This is a genomic window from Saccharopolyspora shandongensis (genome assembly GCF_900106995.1).
GTDB lineage: Bacteria > Actinomycetota > Actinomycetes > Mycobacteriales > Pseudonocardiaceae > Saccharopolyspora > Saccharopolyspora shandongensis.
Window position 1 is genome coordinate 128,860 of record NZ_FNOK01000009.1, and the last position, 13,536, is coordinate 142,395.

The 13,536-nt window shown below is 69.5% G+C and carries 16 protein-coding genes and 1 riboswitch; of the genes, 5 read left to right on the forward strand and 11 right to left on the reverse strand.

All coding sequences use genetic code 11. The features are described 5' to 3' along the window. Positions 1 to 38: 38 nt before the first annotated feature. Complete coding sequence (locus tag BLW84_RS12350) at positions 39 to 1,820, reverse strand: Xaa-Pro dipeptidyl-peptidase (protein ID WP_093265064.1); 1,782 nt, start codon at positions 1,818 to 1,820, stop codon at positions 39 to 41. A 158-nt stretch (positions 1,821 to 1,978) separates the two neighbouring features. Here BLW84_RS12350 and BLW84_RS12355 point away from each other — a divergent pair, with 158 nt between their 5' ends. Beyond that, on the forward strand, positions 1,979 to 2,278 hold the full coding sequence (locus BLW84_RS12355) for a hypothetical protein (RefSeq protein ID WP_093265065.1): 300 nt from the start codon (positions 1,979 to 1,981) through the stop codon (positions 2,276 to 2,278). On the opposite strand, the gene BLW84_RS12360 is transcribed toward BLW84_RS12355, so the two are convergent. The 5 genes from BLW84_RS12360 to BLW84_RS12380 all read right to left on the reverse strand — a co-directional run bounded on the left by BLW84_RS12360 (position 2,226) and on the right by BLW84_RS12380 (position 6,822). Continuing rightward, positions 2,226 to 2,519, reverse strand: a complete 294-nt coding sequence (locus BLW84_RS12360) for a hypothetical protein (protein WP_093265067.1) — start codon at positions 2,517 to 2,519, stop codon at positions 2,226 to 2,228. The two genes, BLW84_RS12355 and BLW84_RS12360, sit on opposite strands and share 53 nt — an antisense overlap. 109 nt (positions 2,520 to 2,628) lie before the next feature. Beyond that, complete coding sequence (locus BLW84_RS12365) at positions 2,629 to 3,384, reverse strand: SDR family oxidoreductase (RefSeq protein WP_093265068.1); 756 nt, start codon at positions 3,382 to 3,384, stop codon at positions 2,629 to 2,631. 170 nt (positions 3,385 to 3,554) lie between these two features. Continuing rightward, a complete protein-coding gene (locus BLW84_RS12370; RefSeq protein ID WP_093265070.1) occupies positions 3,555 to 4,703 on the reverse strand; it encodes a methyltransferase in 1,149 nt (382 codons plus the stop codon). A 282-nt stretch (positions 4,704 to 4,985) separates the two neighbouring features. Further along, positions 4,986 to 6,167, reverse strand: a complete 1,182-nt coding sequence (locus tag BLW84_RS12375) for an MFS transporter (protein ID WP_093265071.1) — start codon at positions 6,165 to 6,167, stop codon at positions 4,986 to 4,988. A gap of 73 nt (positions 6,168 to 6,240) precedes the next feature. Beyond that, the gene (locus BLW84_RS12380; RefSeq protein ID WP_245761094.1) at positions 6,241 to 6,822 is read right to left on the reverse strand and encodes a TetR/AcrR family transcriptional regulator; all 582 of its coding nucleotides are present in this window, start codon (positions 6,820 to 6,822) and stop codon (positions 6,241 to 6,243) included. Positions 6,823 to 6,988: 166 nt separating this feature from the next. Between BLW84_RS12380 and BLW84_RS12385 the strand changes: the two genes are divergently transcribed. From BLW84_RS12385 to BLW84_RS12395, 3 genes are all read left to right on the forward strand, one after another. After that, positions 6,989 to 7,384 carry a hypothetical protein gene (locus BLW84_RS12385; RefSeq protein WP_245761095.1) on the forward strand — a complete coding sequence of 132 codons (396 nt, stop codon included), beginning with the start codon at positions 6,989 to 6,991 and terminating at the stop codon, positions 7,382 to 7,384. A gap of 1 nt (position 7,385) precedes the next feature. Continuing rightward, positions 7,386 to 8,309 carry an NAD-dependent epimerase/dehydratase family protein gene (locus BLW84_RS12390; RefSeq protein WP_093265075.1) on the forward strand — a complete coding sequence of 308 codons (924 nt, stop codon included), beginning with the start codon at positions 7,386 to 7,388 and terminating at the stop codon, positions 8,307 to 8,309. A gap of 260 nt (positions 8,310 to 8,569) precedes the next feature. Beyond that, positions 8,570 to 8,998 (forward strand): hypothetical protein, encoded by a 429-nt coding sequence (locus BLW84_RS12395; protein ID WP_093265077.1) that lies wholly within the window; start codon positions 8,570 to 8,572, stop codon positions 8,996 to 8,998. A 14-nt stretch (positions 8,999 to 9,012) separates the two neighbouring features. Here BLW84_RS12395 and BLW84_RS12400 read toward each other — a convergent pair whose 3' ends face one another. Next, entirely contained in the window at positions 9,013 to 9,846 is an 834-nt protein-coding gene (locus BLW84_RS12400) for a bifunctional 5,10-methylenetetrahydrofolate dehydrogenase/5,10-methenyltetrahydrofolate cyclohydrolase (RefSeq protein ID WP_093265078.1), read from the reverse strand. A gap of 52 nt (positions 9,847 to 9,898) precedes the next feature. Continuing rightward, a riboswitch (ZMP/ZTP riboswitch) is annotated at positions 9,899 to 9,994 on the reverse strand. Positions 9,995 to 9,998: 4 nt separating this feature from the next. Further along, positions 9,999 to 10,499 (reverse strand): hypothetical protein, encoded by a 501-nt coding sequence (locus BLW84_RS12405; RefSeq protein WP_093265080.1) that lies wholly within the window; start codon positions 10,497 to 10,499, stop codon positions 9,999 to 10,001. Between the two features lie 83 nt (positions 10,500 to 10,582). On the opposite strand from BLW84_RS12405, the gene BLW84_RS12410 reads away from it, so the two are divergent. Then, positions 10,583 to 11,173: a TetR/AcrR family transcriptional regulator gene (locus BLW84_RS12410; protein ID WP_093265081.1), complete on the forward strand. Its 591-nt coding sequence runs from the start codon at positions 10,583 to 10,585 to the stop codon at positions 11,171 to 11,173. Here the strand turns inward: BLW84_RS12410 and BLW84_RS12415 are convergent, their stop codons facing one another. From BLW84_RS12415 to BLW84_RS12425, 3 genes are all read right to left on the reverse strand, one after another. Then, the gene (locus tag BLW84_RS12415) at positions 11,174 to 11,893 is read right to left on the reverse strand and encodes a hypothetical protein (protein ID WP_143060929.1); all 720 of its coding nucleotides are present in this window, start codon (positions 11,891 to 11,893) and stop codon (positions 11,174 to 11,176) included. A 93-nt stretch (positions 11,894 to 11,986) separates the two neighbouring features. Continuing rightward, positions 11,987 to 12,586, reverse strand: coding sequence for a dihydrofolate reductase family protein (locus tag BLW84_RS12420; protein ID WP_093265084.1), 600 nt, complete (start codon positions 12,584 to 12,586; stop codon positions 11,987 to 11,989). Next, positions 12,583 to 13,428, reverse strand: a complete 846-nt coding sequence (locus tag BLW84_RS12425) for a metalloregulator ArsR/SmtB family transcription factor (RefSeq protein ID WP_093265086.1) — start codon at positions 13,426 to 13,428, stop codon at positions 12,583 to 12,585. The genes BLW84_RS12420 and BLW84_RS12425 overlap by 4 nt, the downstream gene beginning before the upstream one ends. Positions 13,429 to 13,536 lie beyond the last annotated feature (108 nt).

The following is a 13,536-nucleotide window of genomic DNA, read 5'->3' on the forward strand; positions in this document are numbered from 1 at the left end:
TTTCCACGTCTCAATCGCGAATCTTCGTCGTGGTCGGCCTACTCGACGGGCCCGACGATCGGCAGCCGGAACCGCGTGCGGGACAGGTCGAGTTCCAGCCCGGCACCCGGCTTCGGGCGCAACGTGAAGTCGTGGTCGCTGGACAGCACGACGATCCCGAGCCGGTGCCCCGGCGCGAACACGTAGTCGTCGGGCTGCATCGCCACGTTGATCGAGTAGTTCTTCCCCGGCTCGATCGGCGACGTCCGGTCGATCGAGTGCCGGTTCTGCGGATCCGCCCAGCCCCGGGTGACCACCGTGACCGCGCCGTCCGGCGCCTGGTCCACCAGCAGCGCCGTCACGTTGGCGGCCGGCCGGTCGAAGGTCAATGCCAGTTCGGCCCGGACCGTGCCGCTGACCCGGGCCGGAGCCGCCAACGGGGCGCCGAAGTAGGCGAGCCGGTTCGGCGAACTCGGGGCCGCCGCGAGGTCTTCCGCCAGCCGGCCCGCGTCGTCGTGCAACGACTCCGACACCCGGCCCGGAACCCGCGCGGCAGTGAGCCCGCCTCGCTCGGGGCCGCCCGGGGTGGGCCGCAAGGTCGCCTCACGGGCATCCGGCGCGGGCCACTCGGCCTCCTCGGTCCAGCTGCCGTCCTCCCGCTGCACGGTGGCCCTCGGCTCGCCCTCGACGCCGTTGGGCAAGTCGTACAGGTACCGGGTGAACCACCGGTTCAACGTGCGCAGCCACTCCTGCTCCCGCAGCCGGAGCGGGTCGGTGTGCCCCGACTGGTGCCACCAGATCTTGTGCGGCACGTCTTGCTCCCGCAGCGCCGCGTACCACTGCGCGGCCTGCCGGGTCTTGACGTTCCAGTCGTTGAGCCCGTGCACGGACAGCACCGCGGCGTGGACCTTGTCGACGTCGTCGAGGTAGTTCCGCTCGTCCCAGAACGGGCTGTAGTCGCCGGTGATCCGGTCCTGTTCCGCCGTGAGCTGATCGAGCACCGTCCGGCACGGCTCCCGGTCCGCGCGGGTGTGCACGTACTTGGCCAGCACGTCCGCGTCCTCGCCCTGGAAACCGCCGGGCGCCACGACCGCCCCGTCGGAGCGGTAGTAGTCGTACCAGTTCGAGATCGCGCCGATCGGCACGATCGCTTCCAGTCCTTCGACGCCAGTGCTGGCCACCGCGTTCGGCAGGGTTCCGTTGTAGGAGACGCCCATCATGCCGACCTTGCCGGTCGTCCAGGCCGCCTCGGCCGGCGCGCCGGAGGCGTCATGCCCGGGCGCGCGGGAGTTCAGCCAGTCGACCACCGACTTAGCGCCGATCGTCTCGTTCTCGGCACCGGTGGTCGGGCAACCGGTGGACAGCCCGGTGCCCAGCGATTCCCCGTACACCACCGCATATCCCCTGGCCAGCAGGTATTCCTCGTAGGCCCAGCTGATGTCGGCGGCCGCCGCGATCCGCTCGTCGCCGCCGGCGGTGCGGATGGTCCGGTTGCCCGGCTTCTCGGGCACGTGCAGCTCGGTGTCGACGTTGTGGTTCGGGACGTCGTTCCCGCCGGAGAAGTACGGACTTGCCTGGTAGACGACCGGAACCCGCAGGCCCTGCTGGGTTTCCTTCGGCCGCACCACCTGGACGTGCACCACGTCGTCCTGCCCGTCGCGGTCGCTGTCCACCGGCGCGGTCACGAACAGGTCCTCGCGCACCGCCTGCGCCGGGTCGAACACCGGTTGTGCTTCGCCGTCCTGGAACACCGGACCCTGCGGTGGTTCCGCGAGAGCCGGCATCCCGGTGAGCGGCAGGACGCAAACCGCCGCCAGCAGACCCATCCGAACGCGTCGCATGCAGGCTCCCGGGGACCGAAGGGACATCGACACCAGCACTTTTCTTACAGCGGAACGCGAAGTCAAACACTCCCTCGGCGGGTTTACGCCAGAACCCACCGCGTGCCGCCCAGTAGAGTCGGAGCAGGGAGCCGGAACCGAACCCGCGAGGAGCGAGCATGTCCATTCCGTCCAGCCTGTTGACCTCGGCCGGGTTGATCGGCGGCTTCGCGGTCGCCCGCGCGACCAAGCACCGGCACTGGGGCGGCGTGGTGGCCGCGGGCGCCGGGCTGGGCGCGATGGAGGTGTGCCGCCGCCGGACCGGAGTGGCGCCGGCCCTCGCGCTGGGCGCCACCTACACGGCGGCGTTGGCCGGCTCGCACCCGCTGGCCAAGAAGGTCGGTGCCTGGCCGTCGGTGTTCGCCGTCACCGGCGCCACGGCCGTCGCCGCTCACCTGCTGGCAAAGCGCCGCGGGTGAGCACCAGCAGCAGCACCGGGATCGCCACGATCATGCCGAGCACCGCCCCCGCGGTGTGCGCCGGATGCGCGGTGTGGAACGCCAGGTGCGGAACCGCCCAGACGAGGTTCAACGTCAACGCGACGTAGACCAGCGTCCGTTCCAGGAACACCGCACCCGCGCCGAGCACCACGGCCATGGCGAGGTTCACCGCGCCGGAATCGCGGAAGAGGTGCTCGTCGAACGGCGGGTAATCGCGCACTGTCGGCACCCGGCCGTAGAACGAGTACGGGACAGCAACGTCCAGGAATCCACTGCGACGTGCACGAACGTCAGGAAGACCAGTCCTGCCCGCAGCCAGGCTCGCACCGTCACCGCCCGGCCAGGAAGTCGTCGAAGGTGATGCGGCCAACGGCGTTGTCCGGGGCGAGGTGACCGCCGCGGCGGCAGGCGGCGAACGCCGCGATCGGCAACCTCACCGGCAGCAGGATTCGGCGCCGCCCGGTCGAATCCAGGTAGGCCCGCGCCAGGTCTCGGTGGCTGCGGACCTCCGGCCCACCCATATCCGCTACCCGACCGGCCGGTGATCCGGCGGCGAGCTCGGCCAGGCGCTCCGCGACGTCGCGGACGTCGATGGGCTGGAAGCTCACCCCGGCGAGCGCCGCGACCACCGGGGACCGGCGCTGCGCCGAGGTGATGCGGGCGATCAGGCCGTGGAACTGGGTGGTCCGCAGGATCGTCCACGGCAGCCCCGAAGCCGCCACCAGCTCTTCCGCTTCGAGCTTGGCGCGGTAGTACGGGATCGGCACCTGGTCCACGCCGACGATCGAGATGTAGACCAGGTGCGGGACGCCGTTGCGGCGCGCGGCATCGATCAGACGTTGAGTGGCCGCCACGTCCTTGCGCCCCAGCGTGGTGGCGCAGTGCACGATCGCGTCCACTTCGGACGTCGCCGCGTCGATGCCCGCGCCCGTGCGCAAATCCCCGGTCACCCATCCGTGCTGGACGTTCGCGGGGCGCGGGCCGCGGCTGAGCACCCGCACTTCGCGCCCGTCGTCGAGCAGCCGCCGCACCACTGCCCTGCCCAACGTGCCCGTACCGCCTGTCACCAGGATCGGCTTCTGCATCTGCCCGTCCTTCCTGAGCTGGTCACCGGTAGGACGAGGCGGCCCTGCCGGATGTGACAGGTCATCCGCCGGTGGGTGCCGCGGCCGTAGCCGCAGCACCCTCGCCGTCGCACGAACGCTGCGGCGAACAACCAGTTCAGAGCCGCGTGCAGCAAGACGACTGCCCGAGGCTACGTCCGGGTGGTGTCGTCCCCAACCGGCGCGAGCCGCCACAACGTCGTGACTTCGGCGGCCCGAGCGGCGTGCAACGGATCGGTCGGATCCTCGGCCTTCGGATGACTCGGCCGGGCTTCCGATCTCCCGACGACGCGGAGCCCGGACCCGCTGATGGCGGTGAGCAGGTCCGCTCGGGTGCGCAGCCCGAGGCGCTCGGCGAGGTCGGAGAGGATCAGCCAAGCCTCGCCGCCCGGTTGCAGATGTTCTGGCACCCCGGCGAGGAATTCCAGGAGCATGCGGCTTCCCGGGTCGTAAACGGCGTGGTCGAGCATCGAATGGGGTTTCGCCGGCAGCCACGGCGGGTTGCAAACGACGAGTTCCGCACGCCCGGGTGGGAACAGGTCGGCCTGCAGCGGCTCGATCCGCCCAGCGAGGCCAAGACGGCCTACGTTGTCCTCGGCGCACCGGACCGCCCGCGCCGAGATGTCCGTGGCCACGACGCGTTCGACGCCGCGGCGGGCGAGCACCGCGGCCAGCACACCCGTCCCGGTGCCGATGTCGAAGGCGAGTTCCGCCGGGGGCATCGGGCTTTCGGCGACCAGGTCCACGTACTCGCTTCGGGTGGGCGCGAAAACGCCGTAGTGCGGGTGGATTCGCGCACCGAGTGCCGGCACCGGAACGCCCTTCCGGCGCCATTCGCCGGCCCCGATCACGCCGAGCAACTCCCGCAGCGGGACCACGTACGGCGTGTCCGCCGGGCCGTACGCCTCCTGGCACGCCGTCCGGACCTGCGGCGCGCCCCGCAGGTTCAACGCATGGCCGGGATCGAGTCGCACCAGAACCAGCGCCAGCGCGCGAGCTCGGCGCGCCTGCTGCTGTCGATGCAGCCGGAACGACTCGGCAGCGGACGAGCCGGTTCGCCGATTCCGGTGGAGGCGGCGCGACACGGCGCTGAGCAGTTGGCGCGCGTTGTGGAAGTCGCCGTGCCACAGCAAACCCGTTCCGCGCGAGACCAACCGGTACGCCTCGCTCGCGGGCATCCGGTCATCCGCGTCGACGATCCGTGCTGGTGGGTGGGAACCGTTCGCCGAAAGCCAGCGGAGAACACCGCTTTCGGAAACGACGTGCTGCGGGCGCGCAGCACTGCTTCGGGAAAGATTCATGAACCGCTCCTGCTGATGCGGCCGAGCGCAGGTCAGCGACCTGCGAAAGGTGAGAAGTGGACGGCTTACGCCCCGGCACCCGGCGAGCAACAGCGGGGTCGCTGGATCAGCACGAACATCCCGGCCGGCGGGCACGGGCACGTCGATCGGCCGGTGGGGGCAGCAGCCCGGAACTAACCGACCACAGCAGCATGAACGGGTGTCGTCACGCCACGGAGTCTAGCCGGACGGCGTGAGCGGCAGTGGCTCGCCGGGGCGGCCACCGCCACTCACGCATGCGGGCTACTGGCTCGCGAGGCTCGGTTCCGCGGCGGGCTGCGCCACGGGCCGCCGCCGACGGACGAGGTCGGGCAGGAGCGTGACGATGCCGATCGCCGCCAGGCCCGCGCCCAGCCAGAGCGGTGCCCGCAGGCCGAATCCGTCGATGGCCAGCCCGCCGATCCAGGACCCGATGATCACGCCAAACGTGATGAAGGACGAGTGCACCGTGTTGACCAGCGGCCGAGCGTTGCCGGTGCGCTGCACTCGGGTGATCATCGCCGGGTTCATGGTGACCCCGACCAGGCCGATGCCGAGCATGAAGACGACCGCGGGCACGCTGAGGTGCGCCAGCAGCGCGAAGCCGATGAGGAAGCCCGCGTTCAGGACCAGTCCGCCGAGCAGGACCGGGATCGTGTACCGGTCGGCGAGGCGTCCGACGATCGTGTTGCCGACCACCGTGGCGGCGCCGTAGGCGACGAGCAGCAGCGGGACGGCGCCGGTGCTGAACCCGGTGACCTGGGTGAGGATCGGGTTGAAGTAGCTGAAGGCGGCGAAGGTGGCGCCGATGATGAGCGTGCTGGTGGTCAGCACCAACCACAGCTTCGGCTTGCGGAACGCGACGAGCTCCTGCCGGAAGTTCCCCTCGCCGTCGGCGCGCCCCAGCTTCGGCACGCCGAGCACGGTGCACAGCGCGGCGGCGACAGTGAGCGCGGCGATGGCCCAGAACGCCGCCCGCCAGCCGAACCGCTCACCGACCAATGTGGACAGCGGCATGCCCAGCAAGGTGCCGAGCATCAGGCCGTTCATCACGACCGCGATGGCCCGACCGCGCACCTCCGGGCGGGTCAGCTGCGCGCTGAGCGAGATGGCGATCCCGAAGAACGCCTGAGAAGCCATGCCGGTCACGATGCGGGCCACCAGCATGGGGACGTAGCCGGTGGCGGTGGCCGCGAGCAGGTTGCCCGCGAGGAAGATCGCGAACAGGGCCAGCAGCGCGAGTTTCGGGCTCATCTTCAGCAGCGCGACGGTGAGGAACGGTCCGCCGAAGGCCATCGCCGCCGCGAACGCCGTGATGAGGTAGCCGATCTGGGGAATGGTGGCCGACAGCCCCTCGGCCATCTGCGGCATCAGTCCGGCGACCACGAATTCGCTGGTCACCATGGCGAAGATGCCGAGGGCGAGTATGTAGACGGCGCGTGGCATGACGCTCTCCATGTTTTAGATTGATCAGTTCAAAACTTGGGCACAAAAGAGCACGCAGTGGACGAATGCGATTTCAGCGGGCCAACGCGTCCATGGCGGTTTCGGCGATGGACTCGAGGACGGCCCGGTCCGCACCGGCCTGCCCGGCGATCCGCATGCCGCCGATCACCGCGTTGATGAAACGGGCCAGCGAATCGGCATCGCGCGCGGACGCGATCCCGCCATCCCGCTGCCCCGCCTCGATCACGGCCTGCAGGCCGGCCAGCCGCGCCTCGGTGTCGCGATCGAGCAGCTTCGCGGCCTCCGGATCGCGCCCGGCGAGCTCAACGGTGGAGTTAACCGTCAGGCAACCGAAACTGCGCCCGTCGCGACGGTTCTCCAGCTCGGTGTCGACGATCACGGCGAACAGCGCGCGGATGCGATCCACCTCGGATCGCCCGGAATCCTCCAGGATCGCGAGCTGAACGGCCGAGGTCGTGTTGATGTAGCGGGTCAGCGCGCGCATGAACAGATCGTGCTTGCTGCTGAAGGTGTTGTAGATGCTGCTGCGCCCGAGGCCGGTCGCCTCGCACAGGTCCTGCGTGGAGGTGGCCTCGTAGCCGTTCGCCCAGAAGGTGCGCATCGCCGCTTCCAGCGCCCGCTCTTCGTCGAACAACCTCGGTCGTGCCATGCGGCGACCCTACCAATTTTTGGAACGCTCTGTCCAATACGGTCCGGGCAGAGCGACCGGTTCGACCGGGACGAGGCCCTGTCACATCCGCCCGGCCGATCTCGTCTGTTGCACGGACGCTTGATTTCGCCCGATCTGGGAGGGCAGCAGATTGAAAACCCGCCGACACGCCTTCATCACGACGGTCACCGTCCTGGGGGCGGCCATGATGATGATCATCGGCGCCTGGTGCCGGTTCGCGCCCGCGAGCTTCGCGCAGTGGGCCAACTGGCCGAACCACGAGCACTTCCTCCACGACGCCGGGGTGTTCCAGATCGGCATCGGCCTGATGATGCTCGCCGCGCTGTGGTGGCGCGACGTCCTCGCCGTCGTGCTGGCGGGCTTCGTGTTCACCACCATCCTGCATGCGATCAACCACCTGCTCGACGCAGGCGGCGGCCGCCCGTCCGACGCGTGGTCCCTGCTGGCCGTTGCAGCCATCGCCGCGCTCGCGCTCGCGGCCCGGATGCGCAGCCTGCGCAGCTCGACGACCAGAACGGAGATCTGACATGAGAATCGTGCTCGCCGGAGCAACGGCAACGATCAGCTCCGAGCTACTCCCCCTGCTGCTCGACGAAGGCCATACCGTGCTCGGACTCACCCGCACGAGCAGCGGGGCCGAACGCCTGCGCGCCGCGGGGGTCCAACCCGTGGTCGCAGACGTGATGGACGCGGACGCGCTGCTCACCGCCCTCGACGGGCAAACCGCCGATGCAGTGATCCACCAGGCCACAGCGATCACCCGCACACCGACGTTCCACCGCGATCTCTACGCCACCGACGCACTGCGCGAGGAAGGCACCCGCAACCTGCTGCGCGCGGCGAAGAACCTGGGGGCAACCCGTTTCATCACGCAGTCGTTCTTCCTCGGCTACGGCTGGCGCGACCACGGCCCGGCCCGCCTCACCGAGGAGCACCCGTACGGGCAGCCCAGCCACGGCCCCTTCGGCCGCCACCTGAGATCGCTTCGGTCGAATGAGGACCAGGTGCTCGGCGCAGCGGACATCGACGGCATCGCGCTGCGCTACGGCTTGTTCTACGGGCCCGAGCGATCCACCCGCTCGATGATGGACATGGCCCGGCGACGCCGGCTTCCGGTGCCCCGCCCGGCGGCGACCATGCACCTCGTCCACATCGCCGACGCCGCCTCCGCGACGGTCGCCGCGCTCGCACGCGGCCGCGCCGGTCAGGCCTACAACATCGTCGACGACGAGCCGGTCGGCATGGACGACTACCTCGACGCCGTGGCGGCCGTCGCCGGTGCGCCCACCCCGCGACGGATTCCCGGCTGGCTGCTGCGCGTCACCCCCTACCTGCATTCCCTGCTGGTCGGCACGCACATCCGGCTGGACAACGGCAAGGCCAAGCGCGAGCTGGGCTGGGCGCCGCAGTTCCCGACGTACCGGGAGGGCCTGCGGTCGGTAACGGCCTGACCCGCGCCACCGCGAAGTCACCGGCGGAAGCGGGGAACCGGGCGGCTTCCCGCTCCGCCTGTCGTGGTGGTGATCGAGCGCGGCGAGCACCGGCTGCGACCACGTGGTCGCAGCCCCACACCCACTGCCTACCGCCGGAAGTTCGGCCTCACCGCACCAACCGCCGGAGAACCCGGGCAACGAGAAAAGGGCGAGCGCTGGCCCCGTGCCCCGCGCTACCGTCGAATGCACCGCCAACCGCTGCCCGTCCTGGAGAACCCGTGCCGCCTGAACGCCTCTTCGAGATCCAAATCGGCTTCTACGCGACCGAAGAAGACGCAGCGCAGCTCACCGAAGGATGGACCCGGTTGCTGGACGGCCGCGCAGTGCCGTACCAGCTTTCCGTTGCACGACAGGAGAACTCGGCGGCCACGCCGCTCGCCGAGTACTACGAGGACCTCCCCCGGCAATGGCGGTTCGGGCATCCCGAAGCCGACCCCGGATCCCGGCGCATCCACCAGGTCCGGGTCGGCCTGCTCGCCTCCCGCCCGCAGATGGACGTCCTCCGCGACGAGCTCACCCGCGTCATCTGCCCGGACCCCGAACACAACTCCCCCTGCGCGGTGCCGTGGGAGTCGGGCTACACCGACAGCGAGGAGAGCGCGGACACCACCGACGACCTGAACCAGCGGTACGGGCACCTTCTCTGACGCCACCGGTCACGTCAGAGAAGCCGCGCCTGCCTGAATGCGGCCTCGATGGTCTGCTCCATCAGCAGTGCGATCGTCATCGGCCCCACCCCGCCAGGGACGGGCGTGAGCAGTCCCGCCCGGGTAGCGGCCTCATCGAACGCCACATCCCCGACGTTGCCCTCGTTGTAACCCGCATCGACCACGACCGCGCCGGGTTTGATCCATTCGCCCCGCACGAACTCCGGCTTGCCCACCGCGGCGACGACGATGTCCGCGGTCCGCACGATGGACGGCAGATCGCCGGTCTTCGAATGGCAGACCGTGACGGTGGCGTCGCGCGCCAGCAACAACATGGCCATCGGCTTCCCCAGGATGGGACTGCGCCCGATCACGACGGCGTGCTTGCCGCTCGGGTCCACGCCGTAGGCGTCGAGGAGACGGATGATCCCCGCCGGCGTGCACGAGGCGAAGCCGTCGCGGCCGAACGCCATCGCGGCGAACGACGACGAGCCGACGCCGTCGACGTCTTTGCCGACCGGGATGGCATCGAACGCCGCGCGCTCGTCGATGTGCCCGGGAACCGGATGCTGGAGCAGGATCCCGTGCACAGCAGGATCATCGGCCAGCTCGCTGATCGCGGCGACCAGCGCTTCCGTCGTGGTGGCAGCCGGAAGGGGAACGTGCCGCGACTCGATGCCGAGCTTCGCGCACCGGTTCCGCTTCATCCGCACGTAAGTAGCCGATGCCGGGTCATCGCCGACCAGAACGGTCGCCAGGCAAGGCTTTTCGCCCGTCCGCTGCTCGAATCGCGCTGCGCGCTCGGCGACACGAGCCATGATCTCGCGCGCCGGCCCGGTACCGGACATCAGGGGAACATCAAGGGTTTCGGCCACGTTCGCTCCTCGGGCGTCGGTCTTCCGATGGCACCCAGGCGCGCGGCTGCGAGCCGACGATCAGCCGGCCCGGGCCGTTCCCCGGTGGTGCTCCACCCGAACGCCAGTCACGACCCGCACCCAGCTTAGGCGATTTCAGAACGGGCTTGCGTGACGGCGCGGGAGAGCAGGTAGCGCAGAGCGAGGTGGTGGACGGGAATCAGCGCCGGCCAGAGGATTCGAGCGGCCCGGCGCCGGTGTTCGACGAAGGTCGCCAGCACGATCGAGGACGATCGCGCGCGCAACACCAGGTTCGCCCGCAATCCGATCTTCCAGAGGACTTCCAGCCGAATCCAATCCTGGTGCTGCTCGCTGATCTGCCAGCCCAGGACGTGCTCAGGGGATTTCGTCGGGCCGAGTTGCGCGCCGAACATCGACCAGCCGACCCGGAGGAAGGCGCGGACGGGCGTTGGGGCCGATTCGAAAACCTCCCGGATCCAGCGTTCGGCGTCCCGGGGAACCTCCTCTTCGGTGTCGACGGCGAATGCGTCCTGGTAGTCGGGTTTCGGCAGCGAGGCGCGCGCTCTGACATCGCTGGGAACGGCGATCGCCTTCGCCCTGCCACTCGCTATCTCTGGACCGGTCACCGCACCCGCCTTACTAGACATGTGTCTCTTAACGGGGAGAGCGTACGACTGCTGCGAGACACGCGTCAATTAGTGTTTCCGGCATGGGAGCACGACGGCGACTACCACCGGACCAGCGTCGCGGCGAGCTGCTCGAAATCGGCGCGCACCTGTTCGCGACGCGGCCCTACGACGACGTGCTGATGGAGGAGGTGGCGGAGCTGGCCGGGATTTCCCGGGCCAACCTGTACCGATACTTCGCGAGCAAGCGCGACCTGTTCGCCGCGATCTACCGGCGCGCGGCCGACGAACTGCTGGACGCGGCGAAGGTCGATCCCGCCCGCCCGCTGGCCGAACAGGTGTCGGCGGGCCTGGACGCGCACATCGATTACTTCGTCGCGAACCGGCAGACCGTGCTGGCCGCGAACCGCACGCTGTCGGGCGACCCGGTGATCCAGGCGATCATCGCCGACGAGCTGGGGCAACTCCGGCAGCGCATCCTCAACTCCGCCGAACTCGACGGCCTGAGCCACGAGGTCGCATCGGCCGCGCTGCACGCATGGCTGGTGTTCGTCCGCGCGATCTGCGTGGAGTGGCTGGCGAACGAGGCGTTCTCCCGCGCAGAACTGCGGGAGGTGTGCCTCGGCGCACTGCAGGGCGCCTTGAGTTCGGCCGCTGCAGCACGCCGAGGCTGATCAAGAGAAGGCGGAACGGTCACCGCACTGGCTGGCCCGCTCCTCCGACTTGCCGAATTCGCGGGGATCCGTTGCGAGCAGGCGCTCGGCGATTTCTCCGGCCTGCACTGCTGGATCGGCGTCGGACACGAGCAGTGTGACCATGAACTGCGACCACGATCCGCCTGTGGGCATCCCACGCGGGCGCCCGAAGAAGAGGTTGATCCGGTCGCGCTCCCAGGGATAGGAGCGCACCGAAAGCAGCTGACAATCCCACCGCTCGAACCATGCAACCCGTCGCCCGAGGTCCTGTTCCAACAGCCTTGCCACGGTGCACGCCGTCCATTCCCAGCTGCGGTCCGCGCAGGCCCGGTCGATCTCTGCCTGGTACTGCTTCGCATCGAACCGGAATTCGGGCAGACCGATGTCGACGCTGCCAGGATCGCGCCACCCGTACCAGACGATGTGCTCGCCATCCCGACGGATCGTCACGTACAGCGCGCCGCAGCACTCCTCCACGCAGGCGGCTTCGGCCAGCCGAACCTCGTGCGATTCGGCGGTCGCCACCAGCGGACTTTCCGGCCGCAGAAGAACGTACGGGGACTCAGCTGGTTCTTTCGGGAATCCCTCGGCGACGATGTCAACACCATCGACCAGCGGCCGCACCTCGACGAGCGTCCCGACCTTCCAGGGATCGGGGACGACGACCGGCAAGGCGAGATGACTGATTTCGTCGGTCACCGAGCCAGTGTGGCGCTCGCGCCAACGCCGGGGCCACGGAATTTCCGCTCGCCCATCCCGGATTCAGACCGGTCTACTGTTGGCTCGCAGTCGTCAGCGCGCGCGGTCGTAGACCACGGCGACCTCGCCCAGCTCGCCGGTTTCCTGGCGGGCCAGCGTCCACTTCGAACCCGGCAGGCCGTCGTCGAAGAGCCGCTGCCCGCCGCCGGCGATCTCGGGGACGATCAGGAGGTACAGCCGGTCGATCAGGTCCGCCGACAGCAGCGGCTTGATGACGCTCGCACTGCTGTTGACGAGGATGTCGCCCTCGCCGGTGGCCTTGAGCTCGGCGACGACGTCGGCGGCGGGGGCGTTCACAACTCGGGCGCGTTCCCACGGCGCTTCGGTCAGGGTGGTGGACAGGACGACCTTCTCCGCGCCGACCAGCCACTTCGCATATCCGCGATCGCGCGGATCGGCGTTCCCGTCGGCGGCCACTGTCGGCCAGTACCCCAGGAACCCCTCGGCATTGATCCGGCCGAGCACCGCCGTCGTCGCGGACTCCCAGATGCGGGCGAGGTGGTTCCGGGCGACCTCGGTGGTCGTGTACGGGGCGATCGCACCGAAATCGCCGGGCCCGCCGGGGCCGTTGTAACGCCCGTCGAGCGTGAGAGCCAGGTTCGCGGTCACCTTGCGGCCGGTCGAGTTGCTCATGCCTGCACTTCCTCTTCCTCGTCATGCGCCGCCTCGGCTGCGCGCTGGGATTTGCCGACGACGTCGGCGAAGTTGTCGAGCACCTGGCCCCAACCGGTTTCGATCCCGGCGATGTAGGGGACGGCCTCGACGGTCGTCTCGGTGATGCGCAAGCCGAGCCGCAGCCGGGTGCCGCCCGGGACCTCGGCGAAGGCCAGGTCGTAGTGGCCGCTGAACGAGACCGCACCTGCTGAATCCAGCACCGAAAGGTCGAAGACGAGGTGCTCGGGTTCCTTCGCGGCGCGGACCCGTCCCTCGGAGCGGTACTTCCGACCCTCGGCGTCTCGGTACTCGAGGACGGCGCGACCACCTGGCTTCGGTTCAAGGGAGCAGTCGGTGACCGTCATCGACGGTGGGGCCCACCAAGAGGCGAGCAGGCCCGGATCGGCCCAGTGTCGCCAGACGGCGTCGCGGGGCGCGGTCAGCACGCGCTCGAACGAGAAGGCGCGATCGTCCGCCCACCGATCCCGTTCCGCGACCGCGGATTCCGCTTCGATGGCGGCGCGGTAGCGCGCGATGACATCTCGCTCGCCCTCGTGCGCTTCGGCGGCCTCGACCAGTTCCCGCAGCCGTCCCGCGAGCTCCCCCAGCGGCGCCGTCTCGACCGCGTAGACGCGCCGTTGCCCCAGCGGGAAGACCGCCACGAGACCGGCACGGGCGAGGGTCTGGAGGTGCTTGGTGGTCTGCGGCTGCCGCAAACCGGTCAGCTCGGCCAGTTCACCGACAGACCGGGGCCGCTCGGCGAGGAGCTCGACGATGCGCCACCGCGCGCCGTCGCCAAGCGCTGATGCGATCTGGTCCATGCGCCAAAGTATTCACTCAACAGAATATTCTTGTCAAGGAATGTCTTGGGTCTGTCCCGGGCCCAGGCTCCCCACGCACGCAAAAGGGGAGCCGGCCGAATCGGCCGA

Excerpts from the sequence above, each read along its gene's own strand:
- BLW84_RS12420 (WP_093265084.1), bottom strand. The coding sequence starts at position 12,586 with ATGAGCAACTCGACCGGCCGCAAGGTGACCGCGAACCTGGCTCTCACG.
- BLW84_RS12390 (WP_093265075.1), top strand. The coding sequence starts at position 7,386 with ATGAGAATCGTGCTCGCCGGAGCAACGGCAACGATCAGCTCCGAGCTA.
- BLW84_RS12425 (WP_093265086.1), bottom strand. The coding sequence starts at position 13,428 with ATGGACCAGATCGCATCAGCGCTTGGCGACGGCGCGCGGTGGCGCATC.
- BLW84_RS12410 (WP_093265081.1), top strand. The coding sequence starts at position 10,583 with ATGGGAGCACGACGGCGACTACCACCGGACCAGCGTCGCGGCGAGCTG.
- BLW84_RS12375 (WP_093265071.1), bottom strand. The coding sequence starts at position 6,167 with ATGCCACGCGCCGTCTACATACTCGCCCTCGGCATCTTCGCCATGGTG.
- BLW84_RS12355 (WP_093265065.1), top strand. The coding sequence starts at position 1,979 with ATGTCCATTCCGTCCAGCCTGTTGACCTCGGCCGGGTTGATCGGCGGC.
- BLW84_RS12365 (WP_093265068.1), bottom strand. The coding sequence starts at position 3,384 with ATGCAGAAGCCGATCCTGGTGACAGGCGGTACGGGCACGTTGGGCAGG.
- BLW84_RS12400 (WP_093265078.1), bottom strand. The coding sequence starts at position 9,846 with ATGTCCGGTACCGGGCCGGCGCGCGAGATCATGGCTCGTGTCGCCGAG.
- BLW84_RS12370 (WP_093265070.1), bottom strand. The coding sequence starts at position 4,703 with ATGAATCTTTCCCGAAGCAGTGCTGCGCGCCCGCAGCACGTCGTTTCC.
- BLW84_RS12350 (WP_093265064.1), bottom strand. The coding sequence starts at position 1,820 with ATGCGACGCGTTCGGATGGGTCTGCTGGCGGCGGTTTGCGTCCTGCCG.